At 69.8% G+C, this 16,340-nt stretch carries 12 protein-coding genes and 1 tRNA gene; 2 read left to right on the forward strand and 11 right to left on the reverse strand.

Annotated features, from left to right (window positions below):
• Nucleotides 1-26: 26 nt before the first annotated feature.
• Genes O2W20_RS16100 through O2W20_RS16110 form a run of 3 tightly spaced genes read right to left on the reverse strand, consistent with a single transcriptional unit; the run spans nt 27 to nt 4,035 of the window.
• Nucleotides 27-689 carry a response regulator gene (locus O2W20_RS16100; RefSeq protein ID WP_269171173.1) on the reverse strand — a complete coding sequence of 221 codons (663 nt, stop codon included), beginning with the start codon at nt 687-689 and terminating at the stop codon, nt 27-29.
• Nucleotides 686-1,849 carry a sensor histidine kinase gene (locus tag O2W20_RS16105; RefSeq protein ID WP_269171172.1) on the reverse strand — a complete coding sequence of 388 codons (1,164 nt, stop codon included), beginning with the start codon at nt 1,847-1,849 and terminating at the stop codon, nt 686-688. Before O2W20_RS16105 ends, O2W20_RS16100 begins: the two co-directional genes overlap by 4 nt.
• Complete coding sequence (locus tag O2W20_RS16110) at nt 1,849-4,035, reverse strand: MMPL family transporter (protein ID WP_269171171.1); 2,187 nt, start codon at nt 4,033-4,035, stop codon at nt 1,849-1,851. Before O2W20_RS16110 ends, O2W20_RS16105 begins: the two co-directional genes overlap by 1 nt.
• Nucleotides 4,036-4,185: 150 nt before the next feature.
• Between O2W20_RS16110 and O2W20_RS16115 the strand changes: the two genes are divergently transcribed.
• The gene (locus O2W20_RS16115) at nt 4,186-5,559 is read left to right on the forward strand and encodes an RNB domain-containing ribonuclease (protein WP_269171170.1); all 1,374 of its coding nucleotides are present in this window, start codon (nt 4,186-4,188) and stop codon (nt 5,557-5,559) included.
• Between the two features lie 156 nt (nt 5,560-5,715).
• On the opposite strand, the gene O2W20_RS16120 is transcribed toward O2W20_RS16115, so the two are convergent.
• From O2W20_RS16120 to O2W20_RS16150, 8 genes are all read right to left on the reverse strand, one after another.
• A complete protein-coding gene (locus O2W20_RS16120; RefSeq protein ID WP_331254119.1) occupies nt 5,716-9,282 on the reverse strand; it encodes a sugar transferase in 3,567 nt (1,188 codons plus the stop codon).
• A 315-nt stretch (nt 9,283-9,597) separates the two neighbouring features.
• Nucleotides 9,598-9,670, reverse strand: a tRNA-Ala gene (locus O2W20_RS16125).
• Nucleotides 9,671-9,763: 93 nt separating this feature from the next.
• Entirely contained in the window at nt 9,764-10,372 is a 609-nt protein-coding gene (gene kdpC / locus O2W20_RS16130; protein ID WP_269171169.1) for a potassium-transporting ATPase subunit KdpC, read from the reverse strand.
• Nucleotides 10,372-12,426 (reverse strand): potassium-transporting ATPase subunit KdpB, encoded by a 2,055-nt coding sequence (gene kdpB, locus O2W20_RS16135; RefSeq protein WP_269171168.1) that lies wholly within the window; start codon nt 12,424-12,426, stop codon nt 10,372-10,374. The genes kdpC and kdpB overlap by 1 nt, the downstream gene beginning before the upstream one ends.
• 58 nt (nt 12,427-12,484) lie before the next feature.
• Nucleotides 12,485-14,185, reverse strand: a complete 1,701-nt coding sequence (kdpA, locus tag O2W20_RS16140) for a potassium-transporting ATPase subunit KdpA (protein ID WP_269171167.1) — start codon at nt 14,183-14,185, stop codon at nt 12,485-12,487.
• Nucleotides 14,185-14,265 carry a K(+)-transporting ATPase subunit F gene (kdpF, locus tag O2W20_RS22815; protein ID WP_366139772.1) on the reverse strand — a complete coding sequence of 27 codons (81 nt, stop codon included), beginning with the start codon at nt 14,263-14,265 and terminating at the stop codon, nt 14,185-14,187. The genes kdpA and kdpF overlap by 1 nt, the downstream gene beginning before the upstream one ends.
• Before the next feature lie 276 nt (nt 14,266-14,541).
• Nucleotides 14,542-14,964, reverse strand: coding sequence for a VOC family protein (locus O2W20_RS16145; protein ID WP_269171166.1), 423 nt, complete (start codon nt 14,962-14,964; stop codon nt 14,542-14,544).
• 10 nt (nt 14,965-14,974) lie between these two features.
• The gene (locus tag O2W20_RS16150; protein ID WP_269171164.1) at nt 14,975-15,409 is read right to left on the reverse strand and encodes a helix-turn-helix domain-containing protein; all 435 of its coding nucleotides are present in this window, start codon (nt 15,407-15,409) and stop codon (nt 14,975-14,977) included.
• 218 nt (nt 15,410-15,627) lie between these two features.
• Here O2W20_RS16150 and O2W20_RS16155 point away from each other — a divergent pair, with 218 nt between their 5' ends.
• Nucleotides 15,628-16,251, forward strand: a complete 624-nt coding sequence (locus tag O2W20_RS16155) for a hypothetical protein (protein WP_269171162.1) — start codon at nt 15,628-15,630, stop codon at nt 16,249-16,251.
• Nucleotides 16,252-16,340 lie beyond the last annotated feature (89 nt).

Genomic DNA, 16,340 nt, shown 5'->3' on the forward strand with positions numbered 1-16,340 from the left:
CTGAGACGGCCGACCGGGCGCGACCGTCAGGGCGCTCGGACGAGCCCCTCCTGGTAGGCGATGACGACCAACTGGGCCCGGTCGCGGGCGCCCAGCTTCGTCATGGCCCGGTGCACGTGGGTGCGCACGGTCAGCGGGCTCACCACCAGCCGGTCGGCGATCTCCTGGTTGGACAGGCCGAGCGCGGCCAGGCCGGTGATCTCGCGCTCGCGGTCGGTCAGCCTCGGGAGCAGTCCGCGCGGCAGGTCTCCGACGCCGTCCGCACTGGCGAGGAAGCGGTTCACCAGCACCCGGGTGGCGACCGGGGAGAGCAGCGCCTCCCCGTCCACGACCGTCCGGATCCCGGCGAGCAGCTCGGCGGGCGTGACGTCCTTGCCCAGGAAGCCGCTCGCCCCGGCGCGGAGCGCGTGCGCCACGTGCTCGTCGGACTCGAAGGTGGTCAGGATCAGCACCCGCGTGCCGGTCAGGTCGGGGTCGGAGCAGATCTGCCGGGTGGCGGCGAGCCCGTCCAGGACCGGCATCCGGATGTCCATCAGCACCAGGTCCGGATGGTTGACCCGGGCGAGGTCGACCGCCTCCACGCCGTTCGCGGCCTCGGCGACGACCGTCAGGTCGTCCTCGGAGTCGATCAGCATGCGGAACGTCGAGCGCAGCAGCGCCTGATCGTCCGCCAGCAGCACCCGGATCATCGGGGTCCCTCCCAAGGTGTCAGCGGGACGGTGAAGGTCACGGCGTACTGGTCTTCCCCGGCCGGGCCGGCGTGCACCGTCCCACCGAGTGCGAGCGCGCGTTCGCGCATCCCGATCAGCCCGTAGCCCGCTCCCACCGGTCCGGGCCGGACGCCGGTGTTCACGACGTGGACGCGGAAGGTGCCCTCGGTGCGGCTCACGGTGATCGTCACCGACGGCCGGACGGCGTGCTTGGTGACGTTGGTCAGCGCCTCCTGGACGACCCGGTACGCGGTGACGTCGACCAGCCGGGGCAGGCACTCCAGCGCCCCCTCGCGGAGCACCGTGACCTCGATGCCGGCCGCCCGGCAGGGCTCGACCAGCTCGTCGAGCTGGTCGAGCCCCGGTGCCGGCACGGTGTCCACCGGGGGGTCGTCGTCGGAGGTGCGCAGCACCGCCACGGTCGCCTTGAGCTCCTGGAGCGCCGCCGACGTGGAGCCACTGAGCCCGGCCAGCAGCTCCCGCGTCTGCTCGGGACGCCGGTCCAGCAGGTGCTCCGCGGTGCCGGCCTGCGCGTGGGCCACGGTGAGGTGGTGGGCGACGACGTCATGCAGCTCCCGCGCGATGCGCAGCCGCTCCTCCCCCACCCGGTGCCGGACCTCGTCGTCCCGGCTGCGCTCGGCGTCCTCGGCGCGGGCCCGGACGACGTCCAGGTAGGACCGGTGGGCCTGGGTGGTCCGGCCGGCGAACACCGCCGGCAGCAGCCACAGCGCGACCCCGACGGTGCGCAGCACCAGCGAGCCGCCGGTGGGGGTGTCGATCAGGCCGCCCAGGATGACCGCGGCCACCGCGGCCCCGGTCCACCAGGCGACCGCCCGCACCGACCCGACGACCGCGAGCCAGTACAGGCAGCCGATCAGCGGAGCCAGCAGCAGCGGCGTCGGCAGGTAGCCGAGCGCGCAGGCGGCGGTCTCGCAGCAGATCGCGACGGCCGTCGCGGCGCGCGGCCACCGGGCCGCGGTGAACAGCGCACCGCTGGCGACCAGGCTGAGCAGCACGCCGGGGACGAGCACGGCCGGACCGACGATCCCCTGGGTGCCGATGCTGGCACCGAGGGCGGCGAAGAGGAACGCCACGAGCGCGACCGCCGCGTCCCGCCCCCCGATCCGGCCGGTGCTCATCAGCGGTTGCTCAGCGCCAGGTCGGGTCGCTCCTCCGCCGGTGCGGGAGCCAGCGACGCACCCTCCACGTCGACGCGCGGCAGCAGCCGATCGAGCCAGCGCGGCAGCCACCAGGCCCGCTCACCGAGGAGCTGCAGGACGGCGGGCACGAGCGTCAGGCGGACGACGAAGGCGTCGAAGAAGACCGCCGCGGCGAGACCGAGACCGACCATCTTGATCAGCGGTTCCGACGCCGCCGCGAACCCGCCGAAGACCGCGATCATGATCACCGCGGCGGCGACCACGACCTTCGAGCTCTGCGCGAAGCCCGTTCCGACCGCCTCGCGGGCCGGCACACCGTGCACGTGCGCCTCCCGCATCCGCGACACCAGGAACACCTCGTAGTCCATGGCCAGCCCGAACACGATCCCCACCAGCAGGATCGGCATCAGGCTCATGACCGGGCCAGTCTGCTCGACACCGAGCAGATCACCCGCCCAGCCCCACTGGAAGACCGCGACGATCACCCCGATCGAGGCGAACAGCGAGAGCAGGAAGCCGACCGCGGCCTTGACCGGCACCCAGATCGAGCGGAACACCACCAGCAGGAGCAGCACCGCGAGACCGACGACGAGCGCGACGTAGGGCACCAGGGCCGACTGGGTCTTCTGCGCCATGTCGATGTCGAGCGCCGTCGTCCCGGTGATCTCATAGCTCACGCCCTGGTCACGCTCCACGGCCGGGCGAGCGTCGCGCAGCGACTCCACCAGCGCCTCGGTGCGCTCGTCGGTCGGCCCGGTGGTGGGAACGGCGGTGAGGATCGCCGTGTCCCCCTGCTCGTTGAAGGTCGGGGTCGACACCGAGGCCACGCCGTCGGTCGCCGCGAGGTCGTCCGCGACGGCCGTCACCGCGGTCTCCGGGTCGCTCGCACCGCGGGCGTCGACCACCACGGTCAGCGGACCGTTGGAGCCGGGCCCGAACGCCTCGGCCCGCAGGTCGTAGGCCCGGCGCTCGGTGGCCGTGGTCGGCAGCGACGCGTCGCCGGGGGTGCCCAGCTGCAGCGACAGCGCCGGGACGGCGACAGCGGCGAGCACCGCGACCCCGGCCACCGTGACCAGCAGCGGGCGGCGGCGGACCAACCGCATCCACGTCCGGGCCACCGGGACGCGGGGGTTCGTGCGCCCGGCCCGCCGCTGCGCCCGCGACCGGACCCTGTTCGGGAACATGCCCAGCAGCGCCGGGACCAGGGTCAGCGCCACCAGGACCGCCACGACGACGGCACCGGCGGCGGCCAGCCCCATCTTGGTCAGCGACGGGATGCCGACCACGAGCAGCCCGGCGAGCGCGATGACCACCGTCGTCCCGGCGAAGACGACCGCGGACCCGGCGGTGCCAACGGCGCGGCCGGCCGCCGTCTCGGCGTCGTCCTGGCTCTGGCGTTCCTCCTGGTACCGGGAGACGACGAACATCGCGTAGTCGATGCCGACCGCGAGGCCCAGCATCAGCGCGAGCATCCCGCTGGTGATCGCCATGCCCAGCGGGCCCGCGAGGGCCCAGACGCCGAGGAACGAGATGGCCACCCCGATGATCGCGGTGAGCAGCGGCAGGCCCGCGGCCACCAGCGACCCGAAGGTCAGCAGCAGGACGAGGGCCGCGATCGCGACCCCGATCAGCTCGGTGGCGCTCATGCTGGTGGGGCTCTTGAGCGCCGAGCCACGCATCTCCGCGGTCAGCCCGTCGTCCCGCGCCTGCTCCACCGCCCCCTCCAGCACGACGCGAGACTCGTCGGTCACCTCCGACGAAGGCACCTCGTAGCTCACCGACGCGAAGCCGGTCGTGCCGTCGGCACTGATGCTCGTGCCCGCCGAAGGCAGTACCACCCGCATCACCTGCGGGCTGTCGGCGACGGTGGCCAGCGCCGCCTGGACGGCCGCCTGGTTCGCCGGCTCCTCCAGCGACCCGCCGTCGGGAGCGACGAAGACGAGGGTCGCCGACGCGCTGTCCGAGGGCGTGTCCGGGAAGCGCTCCGCGAGGAGGTCGAACGCGTCCTGCGACTCGATGCCCGGGATGGTCGCCCGGGTGTTCACCGGGCCCTCGGACGTGACGGCGGCCGTCACCGCCCCGGCGAGGACGAGCAGCCAGATCACAGCGACCGACCACCGCCGTCGGAAGGAGAAGCGGCCGAGACGATCGAGCAGACCTGCCATGTCGGTACACCCCAGTGGTCGTGGTGGTTGTCCCGTGCAGCGTTTCGTCCTGGCAGGGGTCCCGTCGTCGTGCAGGCGCAGGCTCCGACTACGGAGATCGCAGTACACGGCCCCTCGTGCCAGGGTGACGGCGTGGCTCGCGTGCTGAGGGTGTCCGGACCGCTCGACTTTGCCGCGATCCAGGCGGAGGCCGGGGTGCCCGACGAGTTCCCGGCGGAGGTGCTGGCCGAGGCCGATCGGGTCGCTGCCGTCCCGCCACTGCCCGACCACGACGCCACCGACCTGCCGCTGGTGACCATCGACCCAGCCGGTGCCCGCGACCTAGACCAGGCGGTGCACCTGGCCCGCACCGCGAGCGGCTACCGGGTGTTCTACGCGATCGCCGACGTCGGCGCCTTCGTGCCGCTCGGCAGCGCCATCGACGCCGAAGCACGGCGCCGCGGGCAGACCGTCTACTCCCCCGACGGCCGGACGCCGCTGCACCCGCCGCAGCTGTCCGAGGGCGCGGCCAGCCTGCTACCCGGCCAACTCCGGCCGGCCGCGCTGTGGACCACCGACCTGGACGCCGACGGCGAGGTCACCGCCGTCGACCTGCGCCGCGCCCACGTGCGCAGCCGGGCCCAGCTGGACTACGAGTCGGTGGGCGCGCAGGTGCCCGCGGAACTGGAGCTGCTGCCCGAGATCTGCCGGCTGCTGCGGGCTCGCGCCCGCGACCGGGGCGCGATCGAGCTGGGCACGCCGTCCCAGGAGGTGGAGCCCGGACCCGACGGCGGCTGGACGATCGCCTTCCGCGGCCAGTCCGACGTCGAGGGGTGGAACGCGCAGATCTCGCTGCTCACCGGGCGGTGCGCGGCCCAGCTGATGCTGGACGGCGGGGCCGGGGTGCTGCGCACGCTGCCGCCGGCCGACCCGAGCGCGGTCGACACGCTCCGCCGGCTCGCCCCCGGGCTCGGCGTCGACTGGCCGGACGACGCCGGTCCCGGTGACGTCATCGCCGGCCTGGACCCCGCGCGACCCCGGCACGCGGCCTTCCTGGACGCCGCCGCCTCACTGTTGCGCGGCGCCGCCTACACCGCGTTCGACGGCCCGCCGCCCGCCCAGCCCGGACACGGTGGCGTCGGCGCGCCCTACGCGCACGTGACCGCGCCGCTCCGCCGGCTCGTCGACCGGTTCGGGACCGAGATCTGCCTGGCGCTGGCCGCCGGTGAGCAGCCCTCGGCCGAGCTGCGCGCCGCACTGCCGGAGCTGCCCGGGCTGATGGCCGCCTCGGACCGGCGCACGCGCGAGGTCGAGCGCGCCGTCATCGACCTCGTCGAGGCGACCGTGCTGGCCGGCCGGGTCGGGGAGGTGTTCGACGCCGTGGTGCTCGACGCGGACGAGAAGCGGTCCACCGTGGTGCTCAGCGACCTGGCCGTGCAGGCCCGCTGCGACGGCCGCTTGACCCCGGGCCAGCGGGACCGGATCCAACTCGTGACCGCAGACTCGGCCACCCGCACCGTGCGGTTCACAGCGACTGAGGACTGAACCGAACCCTGGGCAGTCCCGAACCCGACTTTGCTCCTCGACGGGGACACCGTGAGTCCTACACGCGACGGGACAGGAGTCCGATCTCTGCGGCTACGGTAAGCCCTGACACTCAGACACCACGAGCAAGAAGCCTAGGATCACACGCCGATCAGCTCAGTAGGCACCGGACCCCCGCATGACCGCTCCGAAGGTTTTCCCTAGGATACGCAGATCTAGGAGTGGGGACATGCGATCGACATACTCAAGGTCGAGCCTGATTGAATCTTCCCAGTTGAGGTCCGAACGACCACTAATCTGCCACAAACCGGTAATCCCGGGTTTGACCAGCAGGCGACGAGCGAAGTGGTCGTCGTACTTCACTACCTCGTTGGGCAGAGGCGGGCGCGGGCCAACCAGGGACATATCCCCCAGAAGTACGTTGAAGAGTTGAGCCAGCTCGTCAAGGCTGTATCGACGCAAGATCCGACCCAGCGGCGTGACCCGAGGGTCCGATTTAATTTTGAAGAGGACTCCCGTCGCGTCAGTTAGCGACAACTCGTCGGCCAGCATCCTGTCTGCACCCTGCACCATGGTCCGGAACTTGTACATGTTGAATGTGCGCCCATTGAGACCGACGCGCTGCTGCCGATACAATGCGGGCCCAGGGCTAGTTGTCATTACGGCTAGCGCGAGAATCATTAGCACCGGCGCAATAGAAGCAATCGCCAAGGCAGCGACTGTGCGATCGAGCACAGGCTTAGCGTACGACCACATTCTCCTACGCATTCCTGCGCTTAGCACCTCGAGCACGGCCATGTACCGCTCCTCTGGCGCAGATCCGTCCGGCTCCCGGACGTACTGCAGAGACTCCCTTGGTTCAAGAATCCCCTCTCGCCTGGCAGACAGCTGCAACAACTCGACGTAAGTAAGCGCGAAGCAACGAGCCATGACAGCGCTGGCCACCTGAGCTAGGCGCGCTGGCCGGACAGCCCCGGCGGGCAGCTTATTGGCGGCAGGAAGCGATGCGCTCCCGGTCCGACTTGTATACAACGCCAGCGCCGCCGCAGTGGACCTCAGTGCCTCCATTCGTGCCGCTTGAAAGAGTTCCCGGCGATTGCGTTCAATATCGCCACTAGAGTCGCGGTTGGACGCCAGTTCAATCGCTCCGACAAGTTCCTTCGAAGACCGCACTAGCCGGGCAACCAGCTCCGCCGAGTCACCCTCATGGGCGACCGCGTAATCCGCCGAGAGGCGCGCCAGGATCTTCGCATCAACGCTCGCTTGACCAGCGTCGACCGCCGACGTGTCCGACCATGCGGTGAGCAGCAGCTCAATCAGTGGGGACGATTCAGCATTGTGCGCATTCCGGTCGACTATATTGGCGTGGGCGCCAAAGAGTAGCAACGAATCTCCACTCCTTTCGTCGCCGTCGCAACCATCGCATGTCTGACTTAAGTCGAGCTGAAAAAGATCATTGAACAGCCACTGCGGTGCGACCGTCACTTCCGGTGAGGTGATCCGCCGCTCCAGTTGTTCGCCTGATCGAAGGACGGGCCAATATCGACTGTCGCGTAGCTGCGAGAAGTTGTTTGAAACCCAGGAGCCGTATCGACGACCGACAGGGGGAAGCTCGAACGAGCCAGTACCTAGTTCCGTCGTTGCTGGCAGTCGGTACGACTGACCACTCAACTGCAGCCCCTCTAGCCAGATGCAAAAGGCTTGCGCATCGTCGAATCTCAACCCGACGGCAGGCTCATTCGACATGCCCGCAGGATAGGTTGGCGAACTCCAATGATCTGGCACGCGATTGCCGTCCGTGACATCGAGGAAGTACTGATACTCAAGCCAGGTGATCGGGCCCTTGGCCCGAAAACGCCCCGAACTAATGGGTAGATCTGAGTACACTCGTAGTTGGAGTCGCGTGATCGCGGCGATCTCTCGCGCTTGTCGATTCGTATGACCGTCCGCTGGATCCATGTACGAGTTGATGGTCGCCCTGAGTTCGGGAGCGACCTCTCTAGCTTCCTCGACACACTGAACCGCTAGCGCGAGGAGCCGGGGATCGTTCGCGCGTTTCAGGCACGCACGAACAATTGGAGTGGCGTCCGAAAGGCTGCAATAAAGACGGACGGTCTCATGCCACCACGGTTCAGCGACTCGACCGGCAAGCTCGACTTCCAGCCCGCGCTCCTTAATATGCGAAGCAGTCAAGTACTCTTGCAAAGTTAAGTGTGCAAAAGCGTACTTCCCCCTTTCCCTCTCAATAAGTAGCCCCGAAGTTTCGAGTACATGCTGCAAGAACGTTTCGGGTGTCATCACCACGGCCACTCGCCGCAGCGGTGCTTTCACTACGCTGACTGCTCGCCTGACATCCATGTCTCGAGCTCCAGAGACAGTCATGGCGTAGGCGAGATGCTCGAGTACGGTCTGCTTTTGTTGGACCGGAAGTACTACATCAATACCCCTAGCCTCATGGCGCCTGCCTAGAAACACGTCAAAAATTTCTCCATACAACTCCGCTCGACTGCCGGGCAGCGCCCTGCGGTAACGATGGACGTTGGCCATCATGGTCAAGAGCAGAGGATTGGCGGCTAGATCGAACAACGCACCATTAGAATGCAGCCGGGAAAGCAGGTCCCGCTGCCCCTCAGCGGCCGCCCTTGTCGACGAGTCATTCAACGTGCCGAATGAGCGCAGAGAAGTCGCCAGGTACCAGGCACGAACGTAGGCAGCGACTTGCTTCTCGGAGAAGGGTCGAACCTGAAGGGCCGTCGCCCGTGCGAGTTGATTCTCTAGGTACCCATACGGTCGACTGCTCACAACGACGGAATTGCTTCCCGCACCGTCCACTTTGGCATCGAGCCAGCGCACGAGAGTTCTCCGCGCCTCTGGACTGCTCAGTTCGTCGAGGCCGTCGATCAGCAGCGCAAAACGGCCTCGACGTAGATTAGTTTCAACCCACTCGGGCGGCTCTAGCAGTTCAAGGTCGGAGATGGACCGTCTAATTAACGAGGAGAGTGTGGCCGTCGAGTCTGGCAGCCAAGATCTCAAGTCGCGTGCGTTTATAAGAACTGGAATTTTCCGCGAGAAGGCGCGCCCCACCCCTCTTCTACGCGTCGCAGCGAGCGAGTATGCGACGTGCCGAAGCAATGTCGTCTTGCCCGACCCTGGCGCCCCGATTATCGCGAGGGGTATTTCCTGCCCCGTCGCCTCACCCAGCCAGTCCCATATGGTCTTCGAGCCAGCGTATCCAGTGACAGCCTTCTCCCCGGACAGCAAAGCAGCCGAGAGGTTATGCGGACTGGCAGGCGCGAGGTCAAGTCTCACATAGACGTCTTTCGACTCGAGTTCGTATTCCCCCCTAGTCACGAGCCCGAGGGTTTCGAGGTATCGAGTCCGCGCGGCGACAGCTTTAAGGTATTTGCGAGTGAATCGCGAAAGGCGCCGCTGCAACTCAGCATCGATTGCTTCAATCGCTCGAGCCGTCCATCGTTGTCGGAGATCCCGTCCAATGCTGGCCGCGAACAGTCCGGCCGCCAAGAGGGCCTCATAACTGACTGCGAGGGTAACGGCAAGGGCCGTGTGCCCTAAAGAGGTTAGGAAGTCGCGTGCTGCGAGAGGTCCGCCGATGCCTAGGACGAGAGCTGTAAGAACCCCGAGGGATCGCCGCGAAACGCGAGTCTCGACGAAGGCCTGCTCAGTAGGTGAGCCCTCAACGGGGTCTTCATCGCGAGGGGGCACCTAGGTCTCCAGGGTGGGCACGGGAAAATGCGCACCCGCTCGAACTATTGTCACTGACCATCCTCCGGTGCTGCCGACTCTACTACCGGCAGCGGCCAATGTGGGAGGGCCGCTGCGAGGTGCACTACGGCTCATCGCCTAGCAGGATGCTTCGGCTTGCGCGCTGAGTGCCGGGGCCAACTTTTTCGCCGCGACGGATAAGCCCGATGCGAGGTGGCCAGAGGCACCTCGCTACACCAAGCACAGTTCAACTACGCGAGTCCATCGCACGACGATCAGGCCGCCCTCCCAGCGGGAGGACGGCCTGCGCTTGGGTGGAGCTGAGGGGACTCGAACCCCTGACCCCCACACTGCCAGTGTGGTGCGCTACCAGCTGCGCCACAGCCCCTTGCCGACTCGGTCTGGTGTGTCCGAGCCGTGGAGAAGACTACATCAGGGTGAACGGTGCCCGGCGGAGGGGTCCCCGGCGGGCACCGTGTCGTCAGCCCTCGGCGCCGAAGCGCTCGTGGAGGGCCAGGTTGAGCTCCAGCACCCGCACGTGCGGCGCCCCGATGAAGCCGAGGTCCCTCCCATCCGTGTACTCGTCGACCAGCGCCTGGACGTCGTCCATCGACACCCCGCGCGCCTCGGCGACGCGAACCACCTGCAGAGCCGCGTACTCCGGCGAGATGTCCGGGTCGAGCCCCGAGCCGGACGCCGTCACCGCATCGGCCGGCACCTCGTCGACAGCGACCCCGTTGAGGGCGGCGACGGCAGCCCGCCGCTCCCCCACCGCGGCGACCAGTTCCTCGGAGTTGGGCCCCAGGTTCGACCCACCCGACGCCGCGCCGTCATAGTCCGACGCCGACGGCCGGGTCTGGAAGTACTCCTGCAGCGGGTCGCCGTCGGCGCCGGTGAACGACTGACCGATGAGCGACGACCCCACAACGGAACCTTCGACCGACACCAGCGACCCGTCGGCGCGAGCCGGCGCGATCACCTGGGCGACGCCCGTCATCAGCAGCGGGTAGGCCAGCCCGAGCACCACGGTGGCCACGAGCAGGGCACGGACGGCGGCCACCAGCTGGCGGCCCGAACGCAGAGCGGACATCACGCGATCCCGGGCATGAGAGAGACGAGCAGGTCGATGAGCTTGATCCCGACGAACGGCAGCACCGCGCCGCCGATGCCGTAGACCAGCAGGTTTCGGCGCAACATCGCCGACGCAGACGCGGGCCGGTACTTCACGCCGCGCAGCGCCAGGGGCACCAGCGCCACGATGATCAGCGCGTTGAACACGACCGCCGACAGGATCGCCGACTCCGGCGAGGACAGCCGCATCACGTTCAGCGCGTCCAGCCCCGGGAAGACCCCGGCGAACATGGCCGGCAGGATCGCGAAGTACTTCGCCAGGTCGTTGGCGATGGAGAACGTGGTCAGCGACCCGCGGGTGATGAGCAGCTGCTTGCCGATCTCCACGATCTCGATCAGCTTCGTCGGGTCGGAGTCCAGGTCGACCATGTTGCCGGCCTCCTTGGCCGCGGTCGTCCCGGTGTTCATCGCCACCCCGACGTCGGCCTGCGCCAGCGCCGGGGCGTCGTTCGTCCCGTCACCGGTCATCGCCACCAGCCGGCCGCCGGACTGCTCGCGCTGGATCAGCGCCAGCTTGTCCTCCGGCGTCGCCTCGGCCAGCACGTCATCGATCCCGGCCTCCGTGGCGATCGCCCGCGCCGTCCGCTCGTTGTCACCGGTGATCATCACCGTGCGAATCCCCATCCGGCGCAGCTCCGCGAACCGCTCTGCCATGCCCGCCTTGACGACGTCCTTCAGGTGGATGACGCCGAGCACCCGCGCGCCGTCGGCCGACGCCGAGGCCAGCAGCAGCGGCGTCCCGCCGGCGGCAGAGATGCCGTCGACGACGTCCCCGACCTCCGGCGGCACCGGGCCGTCCTGCGCCCGCACCCACGCCAGCACCGCACCGGCGGCGCCCTTGCGCAGCTGCCGGCCGTCGGGCAGGTCGACCCCGCTCATCCGGGTCTGCGCGGTGAAGGGGACGAAGACGGCACCCGGCAGGTCATCCCGCCCGCGCAGGCCGTAGCGCTCCTTCGCCAGGACGACGATGCTGCGGCCCTCCAGCGTCTCGTCGGCCAGCGAGGCCAGCTGCGCGGCGTCGGCGACCTCCGCCTCGGAAGCCGTCCCGACGGCGACGAACTCCGACGCCTGCCGGTTGCCCAGCGTGATGGTGCCGGTCTTGTCCAGCAGCAGGGTGTTCACGTCACCGGCCGCCTCGACAGCGCGGCCGCTCATCGCCAGCACGTTGCGCTGCACCAGCCGGTCCATCCCTGCGATGCCGATCGCCGACAGCAGCGCCCCGATCGTGGTCGGGATCAGGCAGACCACCAGCGCGATCAGCGTGGTCAGCGACTGCTCGGCCCCGGAGTAGACCGCCAGCGGCTGCAGGGTGACCACCACGATCAGAAACACGATGGTCAGCGAGCTGAGCAGGATGTTCAGCGCGATCTCGTTCGGCGTCCGCTGCCGGGAGGCGCCCTCGACCAGCGCGATCATCCGGTCGACGAACGTCTCTCCCGGCTTGCTGGTGATCTCCACGACGATGCGGTCGCTGAGCACCGTCGTCCCGCCGGTCACCGCGGAACGGTCACCGCCGGACTCGCGGATCACCGGCGCGGACTCCCCGGTGATCGCCGACTCGTCGACGCTGGCGATCCCCTCGACGACGTCGCCGTCCCCCGGGATCACCTGCCCGGCCACGACGACCACCCGCCTGCCCGGCCGCAGGTCCGCGGCCGGCACCTCGGAGCCGTCGAGCAGGTACGCGACGGTGGTCTGCCGGGCCTTGCGCAGGGTGTCGGCCTGCGCCTTGCCCCGCCCCTCAGCCACGGCCTCGGCGACGTTGGCGAACAGCACGGTCAGCCACAGCCAGCCGGCGATCAGCCAGCCGAACACCGACGGGTCGGTGATCGCCAGCACGGTGGAAAACACGGAGCCGACCCACACCACGAACACCACCGGCTGGCGCACCAGGCCGCGCGGGTCGAGCTTGCGGACGGCGCCGGCCAGCGCCGGCCCCCACTCGATCGCCGCGCGGGGGCGTGGCTCGGTGGGCGTGGCGGAGACGGGACGACGATCGAGCGCCGTCGTCATGACAGTCCTTCAGTCGCGAGAACGACAGAAATGGCCATTTCTGTCGGGGAGGTGGGGTTCATGCGAGGGCCTCGGCGAGGGGGCCCAGCGCGAGCGCGGGGAAGTACGTGAGGCCGACGACGACCAGGACGACGGCGCCCAGCAGGCCGACGAACAGCGGCTGGTGGGTGGGCAGCGTCCCGGCGGTCACCGGCGCCTTGCCCTGCGCCGCGAGCCGGCCGGCCAGCGCGACCACCAGGACGATGGGCAGGAAGCGGCCGAAGGCCATCGCCAGCCCGAGGGCGGTGTTGTAGAAGGGCGTGTTCGCGCTCAGCCCGGCGAACGCCGAGCCGTTGTTGTTCGACGCGGAGGTGAAGGCGTAGAGCACCTCGCTCAGCCCGTGCGACCCGTTGTTCAGCAGCGAGCCGAGCCCGGTGTCGGTGGTGACCGCGACCGCCGTCCCGGTGAGCACGAGCACCGGGGTGACCAGCACGTAGAGCGACGCTAGCGTCATCTCGCGGCGGCCGAGCTTCTTGCCCAGGTACTCCGGGGTGCGCCCGACCATCAGCCCGGCGACGAACACCGCGACGACGGCGAGCACGAGCATCCCGTAGAGCCCGGAGCCGACGCCGCCGGGCGCGACCTCGCCGAGCATCATGTTCGCCAGCACCAGCATCCCGCCGGTGGGCGTGTAGCTGTCGTGCATCGAGTTGACCGCGCCGGTCGAGGTCAGCGTCGTCGCCGTCCCGAAGAGTGCCGACAGCGGCCCGCCGAAGCGGACCTCCTGGCCCTCGGTCGCGGCACCCGCGAGCTGCAGCGCCGCGCCCCCGGCCCGGGCCTGCGCCCAGCTGGTGAGCGCCAGCGACGCAGTGGCCAGGCCGGCCATCACCCCGACGATGGCCAGGCCCTGCCGGCGGTCACCGACCATCCGGCCGAAGGTGCGCGGCAGCGAGAACGGGATGACCAGCAGCAGGAACACCTGGAAGAGCGAGATCCAGGCGCTCGGGCCCTCGAAGGGGTGCGCGGAGTTGGCGTTGTAGAAGCCACCGCCGTTGGTGCCGAGCTCCTTGATCGCCTCCTGCGAGGCCACCGGCCCGCCGGGCAGGAACTGGGTCGCCCCGGCCAGCGTCGTCGCGTCGGTGCCCGAGGACAGGTTTTGCACCACGCCACCGAGCACCAGGACGACGGCGGCGACCGTGGCCAGCGGCAGCAGGACCCGGGTGATCGCCCGGGTCACGTCGACCCAGAAGTTGCCCAGCCGGTCGGTGCCGCTGCGGACGAAGCCGCGCACCAGCGCGACCGCCACCGCGATGCCGACGGCGGCGGAGGTGAAGTTCTGCACCGCGAGCCCGGTCATCTGGACCAGGTGGCCCATCGTCGACTCGCCGCTGTAGCCCTGCCAGTTCGTGTTGGTCACGAAGCTGATCGCGGTGTTCCAGGCCGAGCCCGGCTTCACCGCCGCCATCCCGTTGTCCAGCGGCAGCCACTGCTGCACGCGCTGGAGCAGGTACAGGAAGAGCACCGACACCAGCGAGAAGGCCAGCACGCTTCGCAGGTACACCGGCCACCGCTGTTCGGCGTCGGCGTCCACCCCCACCGCACGGTGAACCAGCCGCTCCACCCGCCAGTGCCCTTGGGGCCAAAGTCGCGACTTTGGCCCCTCGGGGGCGGCGTCGGTGGTGAGGACGCGGGCCATCCAGTCGCCCAGCGGCTTGTGGACGGCGACCAGCGCGATCACCAGCACCGCCACCTGCAGCCAGCCGGCTGCCGTGGCGCTCATCAGAACCGCTCCGGGAAGAGCAGGCTGCCGAGCAGGTAGAGCACCAGCCCGGCGGCCACGGCCAACGCGACCCAGGTCACAGCCGTTCCACCCCCCGCACCGCCAGCGCCAGCAGCCCGAAGACCACCAGCGTCAGGAGCACGTAGACCACGTCGGTCACGTCGAGAGCACCTTCATCCGCATCCGGGTGGACGACCTGACGTCGTCCACGTCCGGGCGGCGACGCTAGGAGCGCTCAGCGGTGCTGACGGGTGTCTTGACGAGTCCTTGACGGCGCGGGGCACCGACCTTGACGCCGTCCTGACGGACGGCGCCCGAGCGCGACAGAAATGGCCATTTCTGTCGCGCTGGCTGGGTCAGGCGGACGGCGGCGGGGTCATCTGGGCGACGCGGACGGAGTTGCCGAACGGGTCGCGGAAGCCGAAGTCGATGCCGTAGGGCTGCACGACCGGCTCCTCCGGCAGGTCCACACCCCGCTCCTTGAGCTCGGCGTGGGTCTTGCGCGCGTCGTCGGTGGTGAAGAACAGGTGCCCACCGGCGGCGCCCTTGGTGACCAGGTCGCGCACCTGGCCGGCGATCTCCGGGCTCACCGACGGCGGAGCGGGCAGCTCGAGCAGCACCGCATGCCCCGGGTCGGAGGGCAGCGCCACGGTGAGGAAGCGCATCGGCCCGAACTGCTGGTCGGTCTGCACCTCGAAGCCGAGGGTGCCGACGTAGAAGTCCAGCGCCTGGTCCTGGTCGAGGACGTAGAGGGAGGTGATCGAGATCGTGTTCAACATGGTCAGGACGCTAGGGGCGAGCGGCGTCCCCGGGCTTCTCCGAAACTGCGGTCTCCCCGCTGGGCCGCAGCCACCGCATGCCGAAGCAGGAGGGCACCGGCGCCAGCGGCCCGCGCCGGCGGTAGACGCTCGGCGGCTCCCCCACGATCTCGGTGAACACCCGGCTGAACGTGCCCAGGCTCGTGAACCCCACGGCCATGCAGACGTCGGTCACCGTGGTGTCGGTGCTGCGCAGCAGCCACATCGCCCGCTCGACCCGCCGCCGTTGCAGGTACCGGTGCGGCGTCTCACCGAACGTGGCCCGGAAGGTGCGGATGAAGTGCGCCTCTGAGACGAATGCAATCCGGGCCAGCGCCGGGACGTCGAGCGGCTCGGCGTAGGAGCGGTCCATCGCGTCCCGGGCGCGCAGCATCCGCCGGTTCGAGTCCTCGCTCGCCCGGCTCATCGGACCGGTCCTGACGTGCTGCTCACGGCATCCCCTCCTGACGGTCGACCGTCGCGTCGCCGGGCCCCGCGGTCAAGGGATCAGGGGGATCCCTGATGTGCCGGGGCACCGGTTCCCGACAGGCTCAGCTCAGCCGATCGCCAGCGGCACCGACCACCGTCGGGACGACGGCGACCAGGGGGGCAGCAGATGCGGACGACGGCGAGGGCACGCCCGTGGTGACCGCCGCCCTGGACCAGGTCGGCGGGTGGCCGGCGGTGCTGGTGCTCGGCATCGCCGCGCTGGTGCTGGCCCTGGAGAGCGGGGTGATCGCCGGGGTGCTGCTGCCCGGGTCGACCACCCTCGTCGTCCTGGGGCTGTGGTCGGCGACCACCGGCACGCACCCCGCGCTGCCGATCGCCGTCGCCGCGGCCGCGAGCGGCGGTGGGGCGGTGCACGGCTGGCTGCGCGGCCACCACCGACGGATCACCGGCCCACCGCGGGGCCGACTCCGGACCCGGGTCGAACCGGCGGTGCGGCAGGCGGAGTTGTGGCTGACCAGCCGGTCGCCCGGACACACGGCGCTGGTGCTCGCCGCCGCGCACTGGGCTGCGGTCACCCGGACGCTGACGCCCCGCGTCGCCGGGGGCGCGGGCGTGCCGCTGCGGTTGTTGGGGCCGGTCGTCGTCGCCAGCGGCACCGCGTGGGCGACCACCGTCGTCCTGCTGTCCCGGGAGCTCGGGCAGCAGGTCGCCGACGAGGCCGGCTGGGTGCCGGCCGCCGCGGTCGCCGTCCTGGCCGGCGCGTTGATCGCCCGCCGCCGGCTGCGGCACCGGCCCGTGCCGCACCGCCAGGTCGGCTGAACCCGGGCGTCCGCCGTCACCCTCCGGGGGTGGTCTTGACGCGATCCTGACGCCCGGCGGCGTCGGACTGTCGGTGCCCGGGGTGATCA

This window comes from Modestobacter sp. VKM Ac-2982, from assembly GCF_026967935.1.
Classification (GTDB): Bacteria; Actinomycetota; Actinomycetes; order Mycobacteriales; family Geodermatophilaceae; genus Modestobacter.

Bases quoted from the DNA above. Each gene is read 5' to 3' on its own strand.
- kdpB (WP_269171168.1), bottom strand. From the start codon at position 12,426: ATGACGACGGCGCTCGATCGTCGTCCCGTCTCCGCCACGCCCACCGAG.
- kdpA (WP_269171167.1), bottom strand. From the start codon at position 14,185: ATGAGCGCCACGGCAGCCGGCTGGCTGCAGGTGGCGGTGCTGGTGATC.
- O2W20_RS16145 (WP_269171166.1), bottom strand. From the start codon at position 14,964: ATGTTGAACACGATCTCGATCACCTCCCTCTACGTCCTCGACCAGGAC.
- O2W20_RS16100 (WP_269171173.1), bottom strand. From the start codon at position 689: ATGATCCGGGTGCTGCTGGCGGACGATCAGGCGCTGCTGCGCTCGACG.
- O2W20_RS16105 (WP_269171172.1), bottom strand. From the start codon at position 1,849: ATGAGCACCGGCCGGATCGGGGGGCGGGACGCGGCGGTCGCGCTCGTG.
- O2W20_RS16150 (WP_269171164.1), bottom strand. From the start codon at position 15,409: ATGAGCCGGGCGAGCGAGGACTCGAACCGGCGGATGCTGCGCGCCCGG.
- O2W20_RS16110 (WP_269171171.1), bottom strand. From the start codon at position 4,035: ATGGCAGGTCTGCTCGATCGTCTCGGCCGCTTCTCCTTCCGACGGCGG.
- kdpC (WP_269171169.1), bottom strand. From the start codon at position 10,372: ATGTCCGCTCTGCGTTCGGGCCGCCAGCTGGTGGCCGCCGTCCGTGCC.